16 protein-coding genes are annotated in these 17,090 nt (G+C 77.0%); 13 read left to right on the forward strand and 3 right to left on the reverse strand.

What is annotated here, in order from left to right:
- A partial coding sequence (locus AC3WUG_RS08240) for an alpha/beta hydrolase (protein ID WP_492327237.1) occupies window positions 1-885 on the forward strand: 885 nt, incomplete at its 5' end.
- 151 nt (window positions 886-1,036) lie between these two features.
- On the opposite strand, the gene AC3WUG_RS08245 is transcribed toward AC3WUG_RS08240, so the two are convergent.
- Window positions 1,037-2,692, reverse strand: coding sequence for a PucR family transcriptional regulator (locus AC3WUG_RS08245; RefSeq protein ID WP_492327238.1), 1,656 nt, complete (start codon window positions 2,690-2,692; stop codon window positions 1,037-1,039).
- 92 nt (window positions 2,693-2,784) lie between these two features.
- Between AC3WUG_RS08245 and AC3WUG_RS08250 the strand changes: the two genes are divergently transcribed.
- Genes AC3WUG_RS08250 through AC3WUG_RS08280 form a run of 7 tightly spaced genes read left to right on the forward strand, consistent with a single transcriptional unit; the run spans window position 2,785 to window position 10,639 of the window.
- Window positions 2,785-3,879: an S-methyl thiohydantoin desulfurase family protein gene (locus AC3WUG_RS08250; protein WP_492327239.1), complete on the forward strand. Its 1,095-nt coding sequence runs from the start codon at window positions 2,785-2,787 to the stop codon at window positions 3,877-3,879.
- Window positions 3,872-5,449, forward strand: coding sequence for a hydantoinase/oxoprolinase N-terminal domain-containing protein (locus tag AC3WUG_RS08255; protein ID WP_492327240.1), 1,578 nt, complete (start codon window positions 3,872-3,874; stop codon window positions 5,447-5,449). The genes AC3WUG_RS08250 and AC3WUG_RS08255 overlap by 8 nt, the downstream gene beginning before the upstream one ends.
- 38 nt (window positions 5,450-5,487) lie before the next feature.
- Window positions 5,488-7,077, forward strand: a complete 1,590-nt coding sequence (locus tag AC3WUG_RS08260) for an ABC transporter substrate-binding protein (protein ID WP_492327241.1) — start codon at window positions 5,488-5,490, stop codon at window positions 7,075-7,077.
- Between the two features lie 2 nt (window positions 7,078-7,079).
- Window positions 7,080-8,108: an ABC transporter permease gene (locus AC3WUG_RS08265; RefSeq protein ID WP_492327242.1), complete on the forward strand. Its 1,029-nt coding sequence runs from the start codon at window positions 7,080-7,082 to the stop codon at window positions 8,106-8,108.
- Complete coding sequence (locus tag AC3WUG_RS08270; RefSeq protein WP_492327243.1) at window positions 8,105-9,040, forward strand: ABC transporter permease; 936 nt, start codon at window positions 8,105-8,107, stop codon at window positions 9,038-9,040. The genes AC3WUG_RS08265 and AC3WUG_RS08270 overlap by 4 nt, the downstream gene beginning before the upstream one ends.
- Window positions 9,037-9,861, forward strand: a complete 825-nt coding sequence (locus tag AC3WUG_RS08275; RefSeq protein WP_492327244.1) for an ATP-binding cassette domain-containing protein — start codon at window positions 9,037-9,039, stop codon at window positions 9,859-9,861. The genes AC3WUG_RS08270 and AC3WUG_RS08275 overlap by 4 nt, the downstream gene beginning before the upstream one ends.
- Window positions 9,854-10,639: an ABC transporter ATP-binding protein gene (locus AC3WUG_RS08280; protein WP_492327245.1), complete on the forward strand. Its 786-nt coding sequence runs from the start codon at window positions 9,854-9,856 to the stop codon at window positions 10,637-10,639. The genes AC3WUG_RS08275 and AC3WUG_RS08280 overlap by 8 nt, the downstream gene beginning before the upstream one ends.
- Before the next feature lie 159 nt (window positions 10,640-10,798).
- On the opposite strand, the gene AC3WUG_RS08285 is transcribed toward AC3WUG_RS08280, so the two are convergent.
- Window positions 10,799-11,476 carry a cation efflux transmembrane domain-containing protein gene (locus AC3WUG_RS08285; RefSeq protein WP_239199830.1) on the reverse strand — a complete coding sequence of 226 codons (678 nt, stop codon included), beginning with the start codon at window positions 11,474-11,476 and terminating at the stop codon, window positions 10,799-10,801.
- Complete coding sequence (locus AC3WUG_RS08290) at window positions 11,473-11,802, reverse strand: ArsR/SmtB family transcription factor (protein WP_239199828.1); 330 nt, start codon at window positions 11,800-11,802, stop codon at window positions 11,473-11,475. Before AC3WUG_RS08290 ends, AC3WUG_RS08285 begins: the two co-directional genes overlap by 4 nt.
- Window positions 11,803-11,886: 84 nt before the next feature.
- Here AC3WUG_RS08290 and AC3WUG_RS08295 point away from each other — a divergent pair, with 84 nt between their 5' ends.
- From AC3WUG_RS08295 to AC3WUG_RS08315, 5 genes are all read left to right on the forward strand, one after another.
- On the forward strand, window positions 11,887-13,110 hold the full coding sequence (locus AC3WUG_RS08295; RefSeq protein WP_492327246.1) for a saccharopine dehydrogenase family protein: 1,224 nt from the start codon (window positions 11,887-11,889) through the stop codon (window positions 13,108-13,110).
- Window positions 13,111-13,245: 135 nt separating this feature from the next.
- Entirely contained in the window at window positions 13,246-14,262 is a 1,017-nt protein-coding gene (locus tag AC3WUG_RS08300) for an ABC transporter ATP-binding protein (protein WP_492327247.1), read from the forward strand.
- Entirely contained in the window at window positions 14,259-15,080 is an 822-nt protein-coding gene (locus tag AC3WUG_RS08305) for an ABC transporter permease (protein WP_492327248.1), read from the forward strand. Before AC3WUG_RS08300 ends, AC3WUG_RS08305 begins: the two co-directional genes overlap by 4 nt.
- Before the next feature lie 86 nt (window positions 15,081-15,166).
- On the forward strand, window positions 15,167-16,351 hold the full coding sequence (locus AC3WUG_RS08310) for a sensor histidine kinase (protein WP_492327249.1): 1,185 nt from the start codon (window positions 15,167-15,169) through the stop codon (window positions 16,349-16,351).
- Window positions 16,348-16,986 (forward strand): response regulator transcription factor, encoded by a 639-nt coding sequence (locus tag AC3WUG_RS08315; protein ID WP_492327250.1) that lies wholly within the window; start codon window positions 16,348-16,350, stop codon window positions 16,984-16,986. Before AC3WUG_RS08310 ends, AC3WUG_RS08315 begins: the two co-directional genes overlap by 4 nt.
- Window positions 16,987-17,090 lie beyond the last annotated feature (104 nt).

The raw sequence follows: 17,090 nt of genomic DNA on the forward strand, positions 1-17,090 counted from the left end.
CCGCCGACCGGCGGCCGGCGGCCGGGCGTCGCGCACCCGACCGCCGCGTCGCCCCACGCCGGGCCCGCCGCCTCGCCCCATGCCGAGCCCGCCCCGTCGCCCCACGCCGAGCCCGCCGCGGGCCCGGCGCCGGCGCGCCCCCGCGGCCGCCGCGTGCTGCGCGCCACCGGCGCCGGGGTCGGCCTCGCGCTGCTCGCCGTGCTCGCCGCCGCGACCGCCTGGCTCCGCCCGTTCCCCGCGACCGACGCCGCGCTCGACGCCCTGCGCGGCGACGACGCCGTCGAGGTGCGGGAGTCGGCTGGCTGGTACGCGTTCGTCCCGCGCGGGGCCGAGCCGACGACCGGCCTGGTCTACTCCCCCGGCGCCCGGGTCGACGTCCGGGCCACCGCCGCCGTGCTGCGGCCGCTCGCCGAGGCCGGGTACCTGGTGGTCGCCCTGAAGGAGCCGATGGGCATCGCGCTGACCTCCCCCGACCAGCCGGCGTCGGCGATGTCGGCGTTCGACGGCGTCGAGCGCTGGGCGGTCGGCGGGCACTCGCTCGGAGGGGTCGCGGCGTCCTCCTTCGCGGCCGCGCACGACGACGAGGTGGCCGGGCTGCTGCTGCACGCGTCGTACCCGCTCGGCGACATGGCCGACGCGGACCTGGTCGTCGCGTCGGTGTCCGGGTCCGAGGACGGGCTGACCACGCCGGCCGACGTCGACGCGTCGCGCGCGGACCTGCCGGCGGCGACGACGTTCACCGAGGTCGACGGCGCGGTGCACGCGTTCTTCGCCGACTACGGGCCGCAGCCGGGCGACGGCACCCCGACGGTCCCCCGCGAGGAGGCGCAGGCGGAGATCGTCGCCGCCAGCCTCGCCCTGCTCGACGAGGTCGCCGCCGGCTGACGTCCGTCCCGAGCGCACCCTGCGCACCCGCGCAACCCGCCGAGCTTGCACTTGTTGCGGGGTTCCGATGCCGCGAACCCCGCAACAAGTGCAAGCTCGGCGCCGGCGGCGAGGGCCGCGCGGGCGGCGCGCGGCCGCGCGGGCTGGCGCGTCAGGAGGCCGGGGCCGCGTCCAGGAGGCCCCGCATCCGGCACGCGAGGTGCAGGCCGAGGCGCACGTCCGGGTCGGCCAGGTCGACGCCCAGCGTCTCCGTGATCCGCTGGATCCGGTAGGTGACCGCGTTCGGGTGCAGGTGCAGGGCGGCCCCGGCGTGCTTCGGCGAGCACTGGTGGTCCAGGTAGGCCGACAGCGTCCGCACGGCCGTCGCCGCCCGGGCCGGCCCCAGCGCGTCGACCGGCGCGAGCAGCTCGCCCATCACGCGGCGGGACAGCGGGGACGCGTGCAGGTCGGCCAGCACCCGGCGCAGACCCGTGGTGTCCATGACGGTGATGACCCCGTGCCGTCCGGTGCGCAGCGCGAGCTCGGCCGCGGACCGCGCCTCGACCGACGACTGCCGGATACCGCCGAGGCCGCGCTGGTCGGTGCCCATGCCGACGTGCACCACGGCGCCCTCGTCCGCGACCAGCCGCGCCACGGCCACGTCGACGTCGGCGCGCGCCGCCCGCACCAGCAGCTGGCCGTCGCCGCCGTCGTCGTCGCTGGCCAGCAGGAGCAGGCTGCCGCCGACCCGGACCACGTGCCACCAGGTGTCGGACGGGTGCATGATCTCGAGGCAGAGCATCTCGGCGCTGGACAGCAGCCGGCGGCGCTCCGCGATCGGCGGGTCGCCCTCGCCGTCGTGCCGCGGGCGCAGGTCGACCCAGAACGCCACGTGGGTGCTGTCGACGGGCAGGCCGATGCTCCGCGCCTGCTCGGTGAGGCCGACCAGGTGGGTCGGCTCGGCGACGACGATCTGCGCCAGCAGCTCCGCACGGGTCTGCGACGGCGCGAACCGGTGCTCCAGGGTGCGGCGGACCAGGCGGCCCACCGCCGCCGCGACGGACGGGATGACGAGGTCCGCCGCCCGGTCGGGGACGGCGCACCGGACGGTGCCGACCACGCGCTCGCCGACGAGCACCGCGCCGGGGTCGGCGGACCCGTCGACGGACCCGGCGGCCCCGGCGGACCCCGCGGACCCCGCGGACCCCGCCGCGGCAGCCCCTCGCCCGACGCCCCCGAGGCCCCCGGCGTCCCCGTGCAGCTCCACCGGCCGCCCCAGCGCGTCGGACACCGCCGCGAGCAGCGCCGCCACCCCGCCGTCCTCGGCCTCGTCGTCGCCGGCCGCACCCCGGGCCAGCACGTCCAGCACCGCCTCGGCCCGCGCCACGGTGTCGGAGGTCCCGCCGCGCACGGTGCGGTTCAGCCAGACGATGAGCTCGTTCACGTCCGCCGTCGCCGGCACCGCGAGCAGCGGCAGCCCGGCGCGCGCGGCGATGCGGGCCGCGGTCACCGGCACCCGGTCGGCGCCGACCAGCACCAGCCCCGCGTGCGAGCGTTGCGCGGACCGGCGGACCGCGACGTCGACCTCGTACGGCTCGGCGGCCCGCAGCGCCCCGGCCATGAGGACGACGAGCGCACCGGCGGCCGGCGACCCGACCGAGGCCAGGTCGCCGACCGTCGCGACCTCGCGCACCTCCGCCGCCTCGGCTGCCGCGCCCGCCTCACCCCCGGCCCCGCCGGCCCCGGCGGCCGCCGCCGGATCACCCGCCCCGAGCACCCGCAGACCGTGATGCGCGCCACGCGCCACCAGCTCACCGACCGTCGCCATGCCCCGAATTGTGTCCGCAGCACAGTTCTGCGCCAAAACTCGTGATGAGACGACATTCTCACCACCCGGACCCGGCCCGCAGACTCCAGAGCGTGAGCGTGTTCTCCCCCATCCAGACCATCGACGCGGAGTCGGTCGGCGCCCTCGGGCGCGGCTGCGCCGTGCTCAGCACCGGCGGAGGCGGCGGCGTCGAGACCGGGCTGCTGGCCGCCGGCCACGCCCTCGAGCAGTACGGGCCCGTCGAGGTGGTCCAGCCGGGCGACGTCGCCCCGGACGCCCTCGTCGTGCCGCTGTCGGGCATCGGCGCCCCCACCGTGTCGGCCGAGATGATCCCCGACGCGGACGACGTGCTGCGGCTGCGGGACGCGGTCGAGGAGCTGACCGGCCGCGAGGTGGCCGCCGTCATGTCCTCCGAGATCGGCGGCTCCAACGGCGTGCAGCCGGTCGCCTGGGCCGCGCGCCTCGGCGTGCCGCTGGTGGACGCCGACGGCATGGGCCGCGCGTTCCCCGAGGTCCAGATGATCTCGATGTACGTCGCCGGGCTGCCGGTGAACTCGATCGTGCTGGCCGACACCCTGGGCAACGTCACGACGATGAAGCCGGTCGACGGCCTGTGGGCCGAGCGGCTGGCCCGCGCGGTCGCCGTGGCCGCCGGGTCGCACGCCCTGATGGCCGACTACCTGCTGGACGGCGCGCAGCTCGACGGCGCGGTCATCCCCGGCACCGTGAGCCAGGCGGTCCGGCTCGGCCACGCCACCGAGGGCGCGGAGGACCCGCTGGCCGCGCTCGTCGAGGCGCTGGACGCCCGCGTGCTGGTCACCGGCAAGATCATCGACATCGAGCGCCGCACCGGCGGCGGCTTCGTCCGGGGCTCCGTCGTCATCGACGGCCTGGGTGACGACCGCGGCCGCCTGGTCCGCGTCGAGATCCAGAACGAGAACCTCGTCGTGCTCGACGAGGGCACACTGCTCGCCTCCGTGCCGGACCTCATCACCGTGGTCGACACCGCGAGCGCCCGCGCCGTCCAGACCGAGAACCTCCGCTACGGCCAGCGCGTCAGCGTCCTGGCCTGGGCGTGCCATCCCCTGTGGCGCTCGAAGCGCGGGCTCGAGGTCGTCGGCCCCCGGGCCTTCGGCTACGACCTGGACTACGTCCCCGTCGAGGAGATCGGAGCCGTCCGTGGCTGACCTGCGGCAGCGCCCGCTGCGCATCGGGATCGACGTCGGCGGGACGAACACCGACGCCGTGGTGCTCGACGAGAGCGGCACCGTCCTGGCCTGGACCAAGCAGGCCACCACCCGCGACGTGACCTCCGGCCTGCAGGCCGCGGTCGGCGCGGTCCTCGACCAGCTCGGCAACGACCGCGCCCGCGTCGGCCGGGTCATGCTCGGCACCACGCACGCGACGAACGCGATCCTGGAGCGCCGCGGCCTCGGCCGGGTCGGCGTCATCCGGATCGGGGCGCCCGCGACGACCGCCGTGCCGCCGCTGTACTCCTGGCCGAAGGACCTGCGCGACGCCGCCCTCGTCGACGCCGTCGTGGTCGGCGGCGGGCACCTGATCGACGGCTACCCGATCGCACCGCTGGACACCGAGGCGATCCGGGCGTTCGTCCGGAAGCACCGGGAGGCGGCCGACGCGTTCGCCGTGACCGGCGTGTTCAGCCCGGCGTTCCGGGACCAGGAGCTCGAGGTCGCGCAGATCGTCGCGGACGAGGCCGGCGCGGACGTGCCGGTGTCGCTCAGCCACGAGATCGGCTCGCTCGGCCTGGTCGAGCGGGAGAACGCCACCGCGCTGAACGCCGCGCTGTACGGCGTGGCCCGGGATGTCACCGACGCGCTCGACCACGTGGTCCGCGCGCACGGCCTGGACGTCGTCACGTACTTCGCGCAGAACGACGGCACCCTGATGGCGCCCGACTACGCGGCGCGCTACCCGGTGCTGACCATCGGCTCCGGCCCGGCGAACTCGCTGCGCGGCGCCGCCTACCTGTCCCGGGTGCAGGACGCCGTCGTGATCGACGTCGGCGGCACCTCCAGCGACCTGGGCGTGCTGCTCAAGGGCTTCCCGCGGGAGTCGGCGCTGGCGGTCGACATCGGCGGGGTGCGGACGAACTTCCGGATGCCCGACATCCTCGGCATCGCGGTCGGCGGCGGCACCCGGGTGCGCGGCACCGCCGACGAGGTCCGCATCGGGCCCGACTCGGTCGGCTACGCGCTGCCGCAGCACGGCCTCGCGTTCGGCGGCGAGACCCCGACGCTGACGGACGGCGGCCTGGTCGCCGGCCGGACCACGATCGACATCGCGGACGCCGCGCGCGTCGGCGAGGACGACCGCGCGCTGCTCGCCGCCGGCCTGGCCGCCGCGGACGAGGCGATCGCCGAGGCCGTCGACATGGTGACGATGGGCCGCTCCGAGCAGCCGCTGGTCGCCGTCGGCGGCGGGGCGTTCCTGGTCCCGGACGACGTGCCCGGCGTGGCCGCGGTGCTCCGCCCGGAGTTCGGCCAGGTCGCCAACGCCGTGGGGGCCGCCATCGCGCTGGCGTCGGGCCGCTGGGAGGCGATCGTCCCCGCCGGGGCGGGCCGCACCGAGGCGCTCGACGAGGCCAAGTCGGTCGCGTGCCGCCGGGCGATCCAGGCCGGCGCCGACCCCGAGCACGTCGAGGTCGTCGAGCTGACCGAGGTCCCGCTCTCCTACCTCCCCGAGCCCGCGATCCGCGTGCAGGTCAAGGCCGCCGGCCCCCTCGGCGCGCTCTGACCCTCCCCTCCCCCTCCCCCGCAGAACGGAGCACCCCCGTGCGACGCAGCATCCTGACCACCACCGGCGCGGTCGCCGTCCTCGCCCTGGTCGCCGCGTGCGGCGGCGGCCAGACGCGCGGCACCGGCGAGACCGCCGCGGCCTCGTCCTCGGACGACACCTTCACGTTCGTCACGAACACCGAGATCGTCACCGAGTGGGACCCCGCCCTGTCCTACTCCAACGAGATCCGGGCGATGGAGAACGTCTACGAGTCGCTGACCTGGTACGACGCGGCTACCGAGACCGTCGAGCCCCGCCTCGCGACCGACTGGGAGTCGTCGGAGGACGGCCTGACCTGGACGTTCACGCTGCGCGACGACGTCACGTTCCACACCGGGCGCGCGCTCGACGCCACGGCCGCCAAGGAGGCGCTGGACCGCACGATCGCGAAGGCCGGCGGCGCCGCGTACATCTGGGACGCCGTCGACTCGATCGAGGCCGCCGACGCCACGACGCTGGTGTTCCACCTGTCCTACGCGGCCCCGGTCGACCTGATCGCGTCGTCCGCGTACGCGGCGTACGTCTACGACACCGAGGCCGCCGGCGACGGCGGCGACCTGGACGCCTGGTTCGCCGAGGGCAACGAGGCCGGCACCGGCCCGTACGCCGTCGAGGACTGGGCCAGCGGCCAGGAGTACGAGCTCACGCTCGGCGCCTACGACGGCTACTGGGGCGGCTGGGAGGACGGCCAGTACACGACGGTCGAGTACCGCGTGACCCCGCAGACCACCACCGCCTGGCAGCTGCTGCAGAACGGCGAGGTCGACTTCGTCGAGACGCTGAACCCGGAGATCTTCGACCAGGCCGAGTCGACCGACGGCGTCGCCACCTCGGAGACCGGCTCGTTCCAGAACCTGCTCGCGCTCTACAACACCGCCGACGGCCCGCTGGCCGACGTGCGGGTGCGGCAGGCCGTGCAGCTCGCGACCGACACCCCCGGGCTGGTCGACGCGCTCAACGGCTCCGGCGTCGCCGCGCAGGGCATCGTCCCCGACGGCCTGCTCGGCTCCGGCGCGGGCATCAGCACCGAGCAGGACCTCGACGCGGCGCGCGACCTGCTGGCCGAGGCCGGATACGGCGACGGCAACCCGCTGACGCTGACCATGACCTACGCCCAGGGCGACGACAACCAGCAGCTCTACGTCACGCTGCTCACCTCCGCGCTCGCCGAGCTCGGCGTCACCCTCGACGCGCAGCCGCTGCAGTGGAACGCGCAGTGGGACCAGGCGCGCACCGGCGACCGCCAGGACATCTTCGTCATGTACTGGTACCCGGACTACGCCGACGCGTACTCCTGGTTCGTCAACGTGTTCCGCTCCTCCGACGAGCCGTACTTCAACCTGTCGTACCTGGCCGACCCCGAGGTCGACGCCCTCATCGACGAGCTGCCGGCCCTGACCGCGACCGACACCGACGCCGCCCAGGCCGCCTACGAGCAGCTGCAGCAGCGCATCGAGGTCGAGGACGCCGCCGTCAGCACCCTGTGGGTCGACACCTACCAGCGCGCGTTCCGCGACGACGTCCAGGGCTACACCGACAACCCGGCCTACCCGAACGTTGTGTTCGTGCACGAGCTGAGCCGCTGACCGTGCTGGCCCGTCACCTGGTGCGCCGCCTGGCGCAGGCCGCCGTCGTCGTGCTCGGCGTGGTGGTCGTGAGCTTCCTCGTCGCGCGCGCGGTCCCCGGTGACGCGGCCGTCTCGGCGACCGGCGCGCGGGCCAGCGCGTCGGAGCTCGCCGCCGCCCGGGAGCGGCTGGGCCTCGACCAGCCGCTCCCGGTGCAGCTCGTCCGCTACCTCGGGGACCTCGTCCGCGGGGACCTCGGCACCAGCCTGCACACCCGGCAGCCGGTGGCGTCCGACCTCGGGTCGGCGCTGCCGGCGTCGCTGGAGCTGGTCGGCGCCGCGATGCTGCTGGCCGTGCTGCTCGGCGTCCCGCTCGGGATCCTGGCCGCGCGGTACCGGGGCGGGCGCGCCGGCGGCGTGGACGTGTCGGTGCGGGTCGGCTCGGTGCTCGCGGTGTCCGCGCCCGTGTTCCTGCTGGCGCTCGTGCTCCAGCTGGTGTTCGCGACCCGGCTCGGCTGGTTCCCGACCGCCGGCGAGTACGACCGCGCGCTCGACTCGACCAGCCCGCTCAGCGTGTGGACGGACATCACCGTCGTGGACGCCCTGATCACCGGGAACTGGGCCATGGTCGGCAGCGTGCTGCACCACCTGGTGCTGCCCGCGCTCGCGCTCGCCGCGTACCCGACCGGCGTCATCGCGCAGATGACCCGCGCGGCGCTGCTCGAGGAGGCGGCGCAGGACCACGCCCGCATGGAGCGGGCGCTCGGCTTCGGGCGGCTCGCCGTGCTGGTGCGGTTCTCGCTGCGGGCGGCCTCGGCGCCCGTGCTGCAGCTGGTCGCGCTGGTGTTCGCCTACGCGCTGGTGAACAGCTTCCTGGTCGAGTCGATCTTCAACTGGCCCGGCCTCGGCTCCTACACGGCGACCGCCATCTCGTCCGTCGACACCCCCGCCATCGCGGGCGTCACCCTGACGGTCGCGCTGGTCTACGTCGTCCTCAACCTCGCCGTCGACCTCGCGCAGACGGCCCTCGACCCCCGGGTCCGGCTGACATGAGCATCCACCCCTCCCCCGTGACCTCCGCGGCGCCCGCCCCGCCGGTGCCGCCGGCCTCCCGCGTGCCGGGCGCCGGTTCGCTCGCCACCCGGCTCGGCCGGCTGGTGGGCCGCGACCGGCTCGCCGCCGCCTCCGCCGTCGCCCTCCTCGTGATCGTCGTGCTCGCGGTGCTGGCGCCGTGGGTCGCGCCGTTCCCCGGCGACGGCACCACCGCCACGCACCCCGCCGACCGGCTGCTCGCGCCCGGTGCGGAGCACTGGTTCGGCACCGACCAGGTCGGCCGCGACGTGCTCAGCCGCGTGCTCTACGGCGCGCGCACCTCGCTCGGCATCGCGGTCGCGGTGCTCGCGATCTCGGCGCTGGTCGGCGTGACGCTCGGCGTCGTCGCGGGCTTCGCCGGCGGCTGGCTGCGGGACGTGATCATGCGGGTCACCGACGTGTTCCTCGCGTTCCCGGCGCTGCTGCTGTCGCTCGCGCTGGCCGCGATCCTGCGCCCGAGCGTGGAGACGACGATCATCGCGATCGCCGCCACGTGGTGGCCCTGGTACGCCCGGCTGTCCGCGTCGGTCGCGCAGTCCGTCCGCACCCGCCCCTACGTCGACGCGGCCCGCTGCCTCGGCGTGCACCCGGTGAAGATCGTCCTGCGGCACGTGCTGCCGAACTCGCTGACGCCGGTGCTGGTGCAGCTCTCCCTCGACGCCGGCGGCGTCATCCTGACCGCGGCGTCCCTGTCGTACCTCGGGCTGGGCGCGACCGAGCCGACCAGCGAGTGGGGCCTGATGGTGCAGTCCGGGCAGTCGCTGTTCACGACGCACTGGTGGGTGTCTGCGTTCCCGGGCCTTGCGATCCTCGTGACGGCCTTCTGCTTCAACATGCTGGGCGAGGGGCTGCGGGACCTGCTCGACCCGCGGGCCGCAGGAGGCCGGTCGTGACCGCCGGGGCCGCCGCCGCGGCGCCGCTGGTGTCCGTCCGCGACCTGGAGGTCCGGTACGGCGACCGGGTCGTGTCCGCCGTGCCGAGCCTCGACGTCCGCCCCGGCCAGTGCGTCGCCGTCGTCGGCGAGTCCGGCTCGGGCAAGTCGACGCTGCTGCTCGCGGTCCTCGGCCTGCTGAACGGGACCCCCGCGCGGGTGTCCGGGTCCGTGGTCGTCGGCGGCACCGAGATGGTGGGCGTGTCCGAGCGCGCCGCCGGGGGCGTCCGCGGCTCGGCGGTGTCGCTGGTGCTGCAGAGCCCGCAGGGGTCGCTGAACCCGACGATGCGGCTCGGCCGGCTGGCGCGGCACGCGCTGCGCCGGCACGGGGTCCGCGGGGCCGAGGCGCGGCGCCGGGTCGCCGCGGCGCTGGAGGCCGTGCGGCTGCCCGCCGACGTCGTCGACCGGTACCCGCACGAGGTGTCCGGCGGCCAGGCGCAGCGGTTCGCGATCGCGACCGCCGTGGCCCTGGGCGCGCCGGTGATCGCCGCCGACGAGCCGACCAGCGCGCTGGACGTCACCGTGCAGGCCGAGGTCATGGCCGTGCTCGACCGGCTGCGGCGCGAGCAGGGCACCGCGGTGCTGCTCGTGTCCCACGACCTCGCGCTGGTGTCGACCGTCGCCGACCACGTCGTCGTCATGCAGGACGGTGCCGTGGTGGACGCGGGCGACGTGGACCACGTGCTGCACCGCTCGACCGTGCCGTACACGCGGGCGCTGCTGGCCGCGGTGCCGCGGCTGGGGCACGGCCGTGCCGCCGAGGAGGAGGTCACCGGTGCCTGAGGCCCCGATCATCGAGCTGTCCGGCGCCGACCTGGCGTACGGGAGGCGGACCGTCGTGCACGGCCTCGACCTGGCCGTGGCGGAGGGCGCGTCCGTCGCGCTCATCGGCGAGTCGGGCTCCGGCAAGTCGACGGCGGCCCGCGCCGCGCTCGGCCTGCTCCGCCCGGTCGGCGGCGAGGTCCGGTACCGCGGCACCGCGCTCGACCGCCTCGACGCCGCGGGTCGCCGCGCCTACCGCGCCGCGGTGCAGCCGGTGTTCCAGGACGGGCCGGAGACGCTCGACCCGCGCCAGCGGGTGGGGTCGGCGGTGGCCGAGGGGCTGGGGGTGCCGCGCGCGCAGCGGGCGCGCGCCGTCGCCGGGCTGCTGGCGGACGTCGGGCTGGACCCCGCCGTGGCCGACCGCCGCCCGCACGAGCTGTCCGGCGGCCAGCGGCAGCGCGTCGGCATCGCCCGGGCGCTGGCGGCCGAACCGCGGCTGCTGGTGCTCGACGAGCCGACGTCCGCCCTCGACGTCACCGTGCAGGCGCGCATCCTCGACCTGCTGGAGCGGCTGCGCGCCGAGCGCGGGCTGGCCATGCTGCTGATCACGCACAACCTCGCCGTCGTCGACCGGCTGTGCGACGACGCCGTGGTCCTCGAGGCCGGGCGGGTCGTCGAGCGCGGCCCCGCCCGGCGGGTGCTGGACGTGCCCGCGCACCCGTACACCGCGCGGCTGCGCGCGGCGGTGCCCGAGCTGGGCGGCGCGCTCCCGGGCACGGCCCCGGCGCGGGGTGCCTGACCGGCCGCCCCCCTGACCCCCGCCGCGGTCGCGGCCCCGACCCCTGCGCGGGACGGCGGCCGCGGCGGGTCTGTCCTCGGCCGAGGTCGAGCGTCTCCCGTCCGCTGACCGGGAGAACCCCTCGACCTCGACGGAAGCCCTCGACCTCGGCGGAGCCGGTCAGCAGCAGTCGTCGTGCGCGGCCCGGGCGTCGCCGCCGACCAGGTCCGCCAGGGGCGTGCCGCAGGCGTCGCCGCGCCAGGCCTCGACGCCCTCGCGCACCGCGAAGCCCGCGATCACCAGCGCCGCCACCGGGTCCGCCCACCACCAGCCGAGCGCGCCGTTGAGCAGCAGCCCGACGAGCAGCACCGCCGACAGGTACGAGCAGATCAGCGTCTGCTTCGAGTCCGCGACCGCGGACGCGGAGCCGAGCTCGCGGCCGGTGCGCCGCTCGATCCAGGACAGCCCCGGCATCACGGCCAGGCTGACGGCGGCGAGCACGACCCCGGCCGTCGAGTGGTCCGGCTCCCCCGCGCCGAGCAGCGCCCGGGCGGCGTCGACGGTCACGAACACCGCGAGCCCGAGGAAGGACACGGCGATCGCGCGCATGGCGACCCGCTCGCGGGTCTCGGGGTCGGGCGCGGCGAACTGCCAGGCGACCGCCGCCGCGGACAGCACCTCGACCACCGAGTCGAGCCCGAACGCGATCAGCGCGGCGGACGACGCCGCCCGCCCGGCGGCGATCGCGACCACCGCCTCGACGACGTTGTACGCGATCGTCGCCGCGACGACGAGGCGGATGCGCCGCTGGAGCACCGCGCGGCGGGCAGGACCGAGGGACGGGGCGGCGGCGGTCATGCGCAGGCGCAGTCGGGGCCGCAGCAGTCCGGGTCGACGGCGACGACCAGCGCGAGCAGGTCGCCCAGCGCCGGCGCGAGGTGCCCGTCCGCGAGCCGGTACCAGACGCGCCGGCCGTCGGGGATCGCCTCGACCAGCCCGCAGCCGCGCAGGCAGGCGAGCTGGTTCGACATGACCTGCCGGGAGACGCCGAGCGCGTCGGCGAGGTCGGAGGGGTAGGCCGGTGCCTCGCGGAGCGCGAGCAGGATCCGCGCGCGGGTCTCGTCGGACAGCGCGTGGCCCAGCCGCGCGAGCGCGGCCGTGTGCGTGAGCGTCACCGTCTCCATGGCGCACGACAGTACAGCGCAGCGTGTACTCCCGGAACCCCTCCGCCGCGCGCCCGGGACCGGCCCGTGCCTACGGTGCGGCGCATGGCCGACCGCGAGCACGACCTGGTCCTGCTGGGCGCGACGAGCTTCGTCGGCGCGCTGACCGCCGAGCACCTCGCCCGCGTCGCCCCGCCCGGCACCCGGGTGGCGCTGGCGGGCCGGGACCCGGAGCGGCTGGCCGCGGTGCGTCGCCGGCTGCCCGCGCGCGCCGCGTACTGGCCGCTGGTCGTCGTCGACGTGACGGACGCGCCCGCGCTGCGCCGGGCGTCGGGGTCGGCCACCGCCCTCGCGTCGACCGTCGGCCCCTACGGCCGCCACGGCCTGCCCGTGGTCGAGGCGTGCGCCGCCACGGGGACGCACTACGCCGACCTCAGCGGCGAGCTGGCGTTCGTCCGGGCCGCCGTCGACGCGACCGACGCGCGGGCGCGCGCCACCGGCGCCCGGCTGGTGCACGCGTGCGGGTACGACTCGATCCCGTCCGACCTGGGCGTGCACCTGCTGCACCGGGCCGCGGCGGACGCGGGCGACGACGGCGGGCTCGGGGACGTGCAGGCCCTCGTCGCGGCGCGCGGCGGGGTGTCCGGCGGGACGGTGGCCTCGCTGCTCGGCGAGGCCGAGGCGGTGCGCACCGACCCGGCCGCGCGGCGGCTGCACGCCGACGCGCACGCGCTGTCCCCCGACCGCGCCGCGGAGCCGGGCACGCCCCAGCCCCGGCTGCTCACGCCGCCGCACCGGGTCGCCGGGCGGTGGGCGGCGCCGTCGGTGATGGCCCCGTTCGACGCGCAGGTGGTCCGGCGGTCGAACGCCCTGACCGGCTGGGCGTACGGCCGCGGGCTCCGCTACGCCGAGCACCTCGACGCCGGGCGCGGCCCCGCCGGGCTCCTGCGCGCCGCCGCGCTGACCGGGGCGACCGCGCTGGGCGCCGCCGCGCTCGCGCTGCCGCCGACCCGCGCGCTGGTCGAGCGCGCGCTGCCCGCGGCGGGCGACGGCCCGGACGCCGCGACCCGGGAGGCGGGCTGGTTCCGGCACCGGTTCCTCGCGACCTCCGCGTCCGGACGGCGGTACGCGGCGCGGGTGCAGGCGTCCGGCGACCCCGGCTACGCGGCGACCGCGGTGATGCTGGGCGAGGCCGCGCTGGCGCTCGCGCTCGACGGGTCGGCGCTCCCCGACCGCGCGGGCTCGCTGACCCCGGCCACGGCGCTCGGCGACGCCCTGGTCGACCGGCTGCGCGCCCGCGGCTTCCGGCTGGACGCGGTCGCCGTCTGAGCGACGGGCGCGGCCGAGCCGCGCGACGGTGCCCCCGACCGGTCGCGCGCGCCTGCACGACGATGACATCCGTCATGCCGAGCCGGTGACGGGCGGCCGGGGAGCGCCGCGACCGCCCGCGCCAGGCTGGTCGGCATGGACACCACCGCACCCCTGGCCGCGACGGGCGCCCCCGCGGCCCCGACCGGGCCGCTCGCCATCGACCTCCGCGGCCTGCGGAAGTCGTTCGGCACGGTCCGGGCCGTCGACGGCATCGACCTGGCGGTCCGCCCGGGCGAGGTCGTCGCGTTCCTCGGGCCGAACGGCGCCGGCAAGACGACCACGATCGACATGCTGCTCGGCCTGGCGCGGCCCGACGCCGGCACCGTGCAGGTGCACGGCCTCGACCCCGACCGCGCGATCGCCGAGGGGCGGGTCGCCGCGGTGCTGCAGACCGGCGGGCTGCTGAAGGACCTGACCGTCCGGGAGACGGTTCGGGTCACCGCGTCGTTCTTCCGCGCCACCCGGTCGACCGCCGAGGTGCTGCGCCGCGCGGGCATCGAGGACGTCGCCGACCGGCCCGTGGGCAAGTGCTCCGGCGGGCAGCAGCAGCGGCTGCGGTTCGCGCTCGCGCTGCTGCCCGACCCGGACGTCCTGGTGCTCGACGAGCCGACGACCGGCATGGACGTCGAGGGCCGGCGCGCGTTCTGGGACGCGCTGCGCGCCGACGCCGACCGGGGGCGCACCATCCTGTTCGCCACGCACTACCTGGACGAGGCCGACGCCTACGCCGACCGGGTCGTCCTGGTCAGCCACGGCCGGGTGGTCGCCGACGGGTCGGCGGCCCAGGTGAAGAACCTCGCGGCCGGCCGGCTGGTGTCGGCCGCGCTGCCCGGCGCCGACGACGCCGAGGTCGCGGCCCTGCGCACGCTGCCCGGGGTCCGCTCGGTCGAGCGGCGGGGTGACCGGCTGCTGGTCCGCACCACCGACTCCGACGGCGTCGCCCGGCACCTGCTGACCGCCACCGCCGCGTCCGACGTCGAGATCACCGCCCGCGGGCTGGAGGACGCGTTCCTCGCGCTCACCGGGGACGGCGCCGCCGACGAGGCGACCGCCGACACGGACGCCGCCCCCGCCGACCGCCCCACCGAGACCGCCCGGAGCCTCGCATGACCGCCGCAGCCGCCCGCACCGCCACCACCACCGCGACCGGCACCGCAGCCGCCTCCGCCGACGCCGCCCGCGCCCCGCGCGCCGGCCTGCTCAACCCCGCGTTCCTCGCGGTCGAGCTGCGCCGCCTGCTCCGCAACCGCCGGACCATCGTGTTCACGCTGGTCATGCCGCCGGTGTTCTTCCTCATCTTCGGCACCGCCGACGCCTACACGACCCAGTCCGTCGGCCACGCGAACGTCACCGCCTGGATCATGAGCTCGATGGCCCTGTACGGCGCGATGCTCGCGACGACCGGGGGCGGCGCGAGCGTCTCCGTCGAGCGCGCCCAGGGCTGGACCCGGCAGCTGCGGCTGACCCCGCTCCGCCCGGCCACGTACGTCGCGACCAAGGTCGTGCTGGCGATGGTGCTGGGGCTGGCGTCCGTGCTGGTCGTGACGCTGGTCGGCCTGGTCTCCGGTGCGAGCGGCGACGCCGGCCGGATCGCGCTGAGCGTCGGCCTGGCCTGGGCCGGGTCGGTGGTGTTCGCGGCGTTCGGCCTGTTCATGGGCTACCTGCTCCCGGCCGAGAACGTCATGCAGATCCTCGGCCCGGTGCTCGCGCTGCTGGCGTTCGCCGGCGGGCTGTTCGTGCCGCTCGGCGACGGGCTGTTCGCGGACATCGCGCAGGTGTCGCCGACCTACGGGCTGGCCGAGATCGTGCGCGCCCCGCTCACCGGCGACGGGGTCTCGGTGTGGGCCGTCGTCAACGTGGTGGCCTGGGCGGCCGTGTTCGTCGGCGGCGCCGCCTGGCGGTTCCGGCGCGACACGGCCCGGGTGTGACCACCGGCCCGCGTGCGACCGCCGGCCCGGTCGCCGGCGCGGACGCCTGCACCGGGGCGTACGGCCACCTGGCTACGGTGGGCGGCGTGAGCACCGACGGGACCGCCGACGCACCCCGGCGCCCCGCACAGGGGGCCGGGTGGGCGCCGGACCACCCGCGCCGCGCGGCGCGGATGCGCGTCGTCGGCCCCGTGCTCGGCGTGGTCTGGCTGGTGTTCCTGCTCCAGCCCTGGCAGGCGGCGTGGGACGCACGCCCCGGTGCGGATCGGGACCTGTCGCTGGCCGCCGTCGCGCTGCTCGCGGCGTCGTTCGCCTGGGTGGTGACCCGGCGCGCCGCGCCGTTCGCCCCGCCGACCCCGCTCCCGCAGGCCGCGGCCGTCCTGGCCGCCCAGCTCGCCCTCGTCGCGCTGTCCACGCTCGCCGCCGACGAGGTCGGGCTCGTCGGGCTGGTGTTCATCGGGGTGTCGGCGATCTTCCTGCTCCGCGACCCGCGGGCGCTGCTGGTCGCCCCGGTGTCGATCGCGGCGATCCTCGTGCTGCCGCGGGTCGTCCCGGGCTGGGAGCCGATCGACGACCTGGTGATCTCCGTCGTGCTGGCGACGCTGGCCGTGTTCGGGTTCACCCAGCTCGTGCAGCGGAACCGCCAGCTCCAGGCAGCCCGGGACGAGGTGGCGGTGCTCGCCGTCGAGCAGGAGCGCGAGCGGATCGCCCGCGACATGCACGACATCCTCGGGCACAGCCTGACGGTCATCTCGGTCAAGGCGGAGCTCGCCTCGCGGCTGATGGACGTCGACGCCGACCGGGCGCGCGCCGAGGTGCTGGAGGTGCAGGGCCTCGCCCGGGCGGCGCTCGCCGACGTGCGCGGCATGGTCGCCGGCACCCGCGCGGTGACCCTGGCCGGCGAGCTCGCCGGCGCCCGGCAGGCGTTCGACGCCGCGGGGATCCAGGCCGACGTGCCCGGCGCGCTGGACGCCGTGCCCGACCACCTGCGCGAGCTGTTCGCGTGGGCCGTCCGCGAGGGGACCACCAACGTGCTGCGCCACGCCGCCGCGACCCAGGTCGCCGTGACCCTGTCCGCCGACACCCTGACGATCGACGACGACGGCGCCGTCGAGGACCCGGTCGACGCCGCCGGCCGCACGCCCGGCACCGGCCTCGCCGGGCTGTCCGAGCGCGCCCGCCGCGCCGGGGCGCGCGTCGAGACGGGCCGCGGCCCGCTGGGCGGCTACCGGCTGCGGGTCACCACGGCGCCGGCCGGGGCCACCCGGTGACCGCGGCCGCCGCCGCCGCGCCCATCCGGCTGCTGCTGGCCGACGACCAGGCGCTGGTCCGCGGGGCGCTCGCCGCGCTGCTCGACCTGGAGCCGGACCTGGCGGTCGTCGCGCAGGTTGGCCGCGGCGACGAGGTGGTCCCGGCCGCGCGCGCCTCCGCCGCCGACGTCGCGCTGCTGGACGTCGAGATGCCCGGGCTGGACGGCATCGCCGCGGCGGCGGCCCTGCGCCGGGAGCACCCCGCGTGCCGGTCGCTGATCGTCACGACGTTCGGCCGGCCCGGGTACCTGCGGCGCGCGCTCGACGCCGGCGCGAGCGGGTTCGTCGTCAAGGACACCCCGGCCGAGCAGCTCGCCGACGCGGTGCGCCGGGTGCACCGCGGGCTGCGGGTGGTCGACCCGGACCTCGCGGTCGAGTCGCTCGCCATCGGCACCAGCCCGCTGACCGAGCGGGAGCGGGACGTGCTCGTGCACGCCGCGGGCGGCGGGACCGTCGCCGACATCGCGCGCGAGACGTACCTGTCCGAGGGCACGGTCCGGAACTACCTGTCCTCGGCGATGGGCAAGACCGGCGGCCGCACCCGGGCGGAGGCGGTCCGGATCGCGCAGGACAACGGCTGGCTGCTCGGCCGCTGACGCGCGGCACCGCGCCGCCCTCGCCGCGCCGCGGTCGCCGCGCGGTCGCCGAGGTTGCACTCGTCGCGGGGTTCCCCGGCCGGGAACCCCGCAACAGATGCGAT

The organism is Cellulomonas sp. EB106-03-03-XG116 (genome assembly GCF_058792015.1).

Bases quoted from the DNA above. Each gene is read 5' to 3' on its own strand.
- AC3WUG_RS08290 (WP_239199828.1), bottom strand. From the start codon at position 11,802: ATGGAGACGGTGACGCTCACGCACACGGCCGCGCTCGCGCGGCTGGGC.
- AC3WUG_RS08295 (WP_492327246.1), top strand. From the start codon at position 11,887: ATGGCCGACCGCGAGCACGACCTGGTCCTGCTGGGCGCGACGAGCTTC.
- AC3WUG_RS08270 (WP_492327243.1), top strand. From the start codon at position 8,105: ATGAGCATCCACCCCTCCCCCGTGACCTCCGCGGCGCCCGCCCCGCCG.
- AC3WUG_RS08285 (WP_239199830.1), bottom strand. From the start codon at position 11,476: ATGACCGCCGCCGCCCCGTCCCTCGGTCCTGCCCGCCGCGCGGTGCTC.
- AC3WUG_RS08300 (WP_492327247.1), top strand. From the start codon at position 13,246: ATGGACACCACCGCACCCCTGGCCGCGACGGGCGCCCCCGCGGCCCCG.
- AC3WUG_RS08245 (WP_492327238.1), bottom strand. From the start codon at position 2,692: ATGGCGACGGTCGGTGAGCTGGTGGCGCGTGGCGCGCATCACGGTCTG.
- AC3WUG_RS08305 (WP_492327248.1), top strand. From the start codon at position 14,259: ATGACCGCCGCAGCCGCCCGCACCGCCACCACCACCGCGACCGGCACC.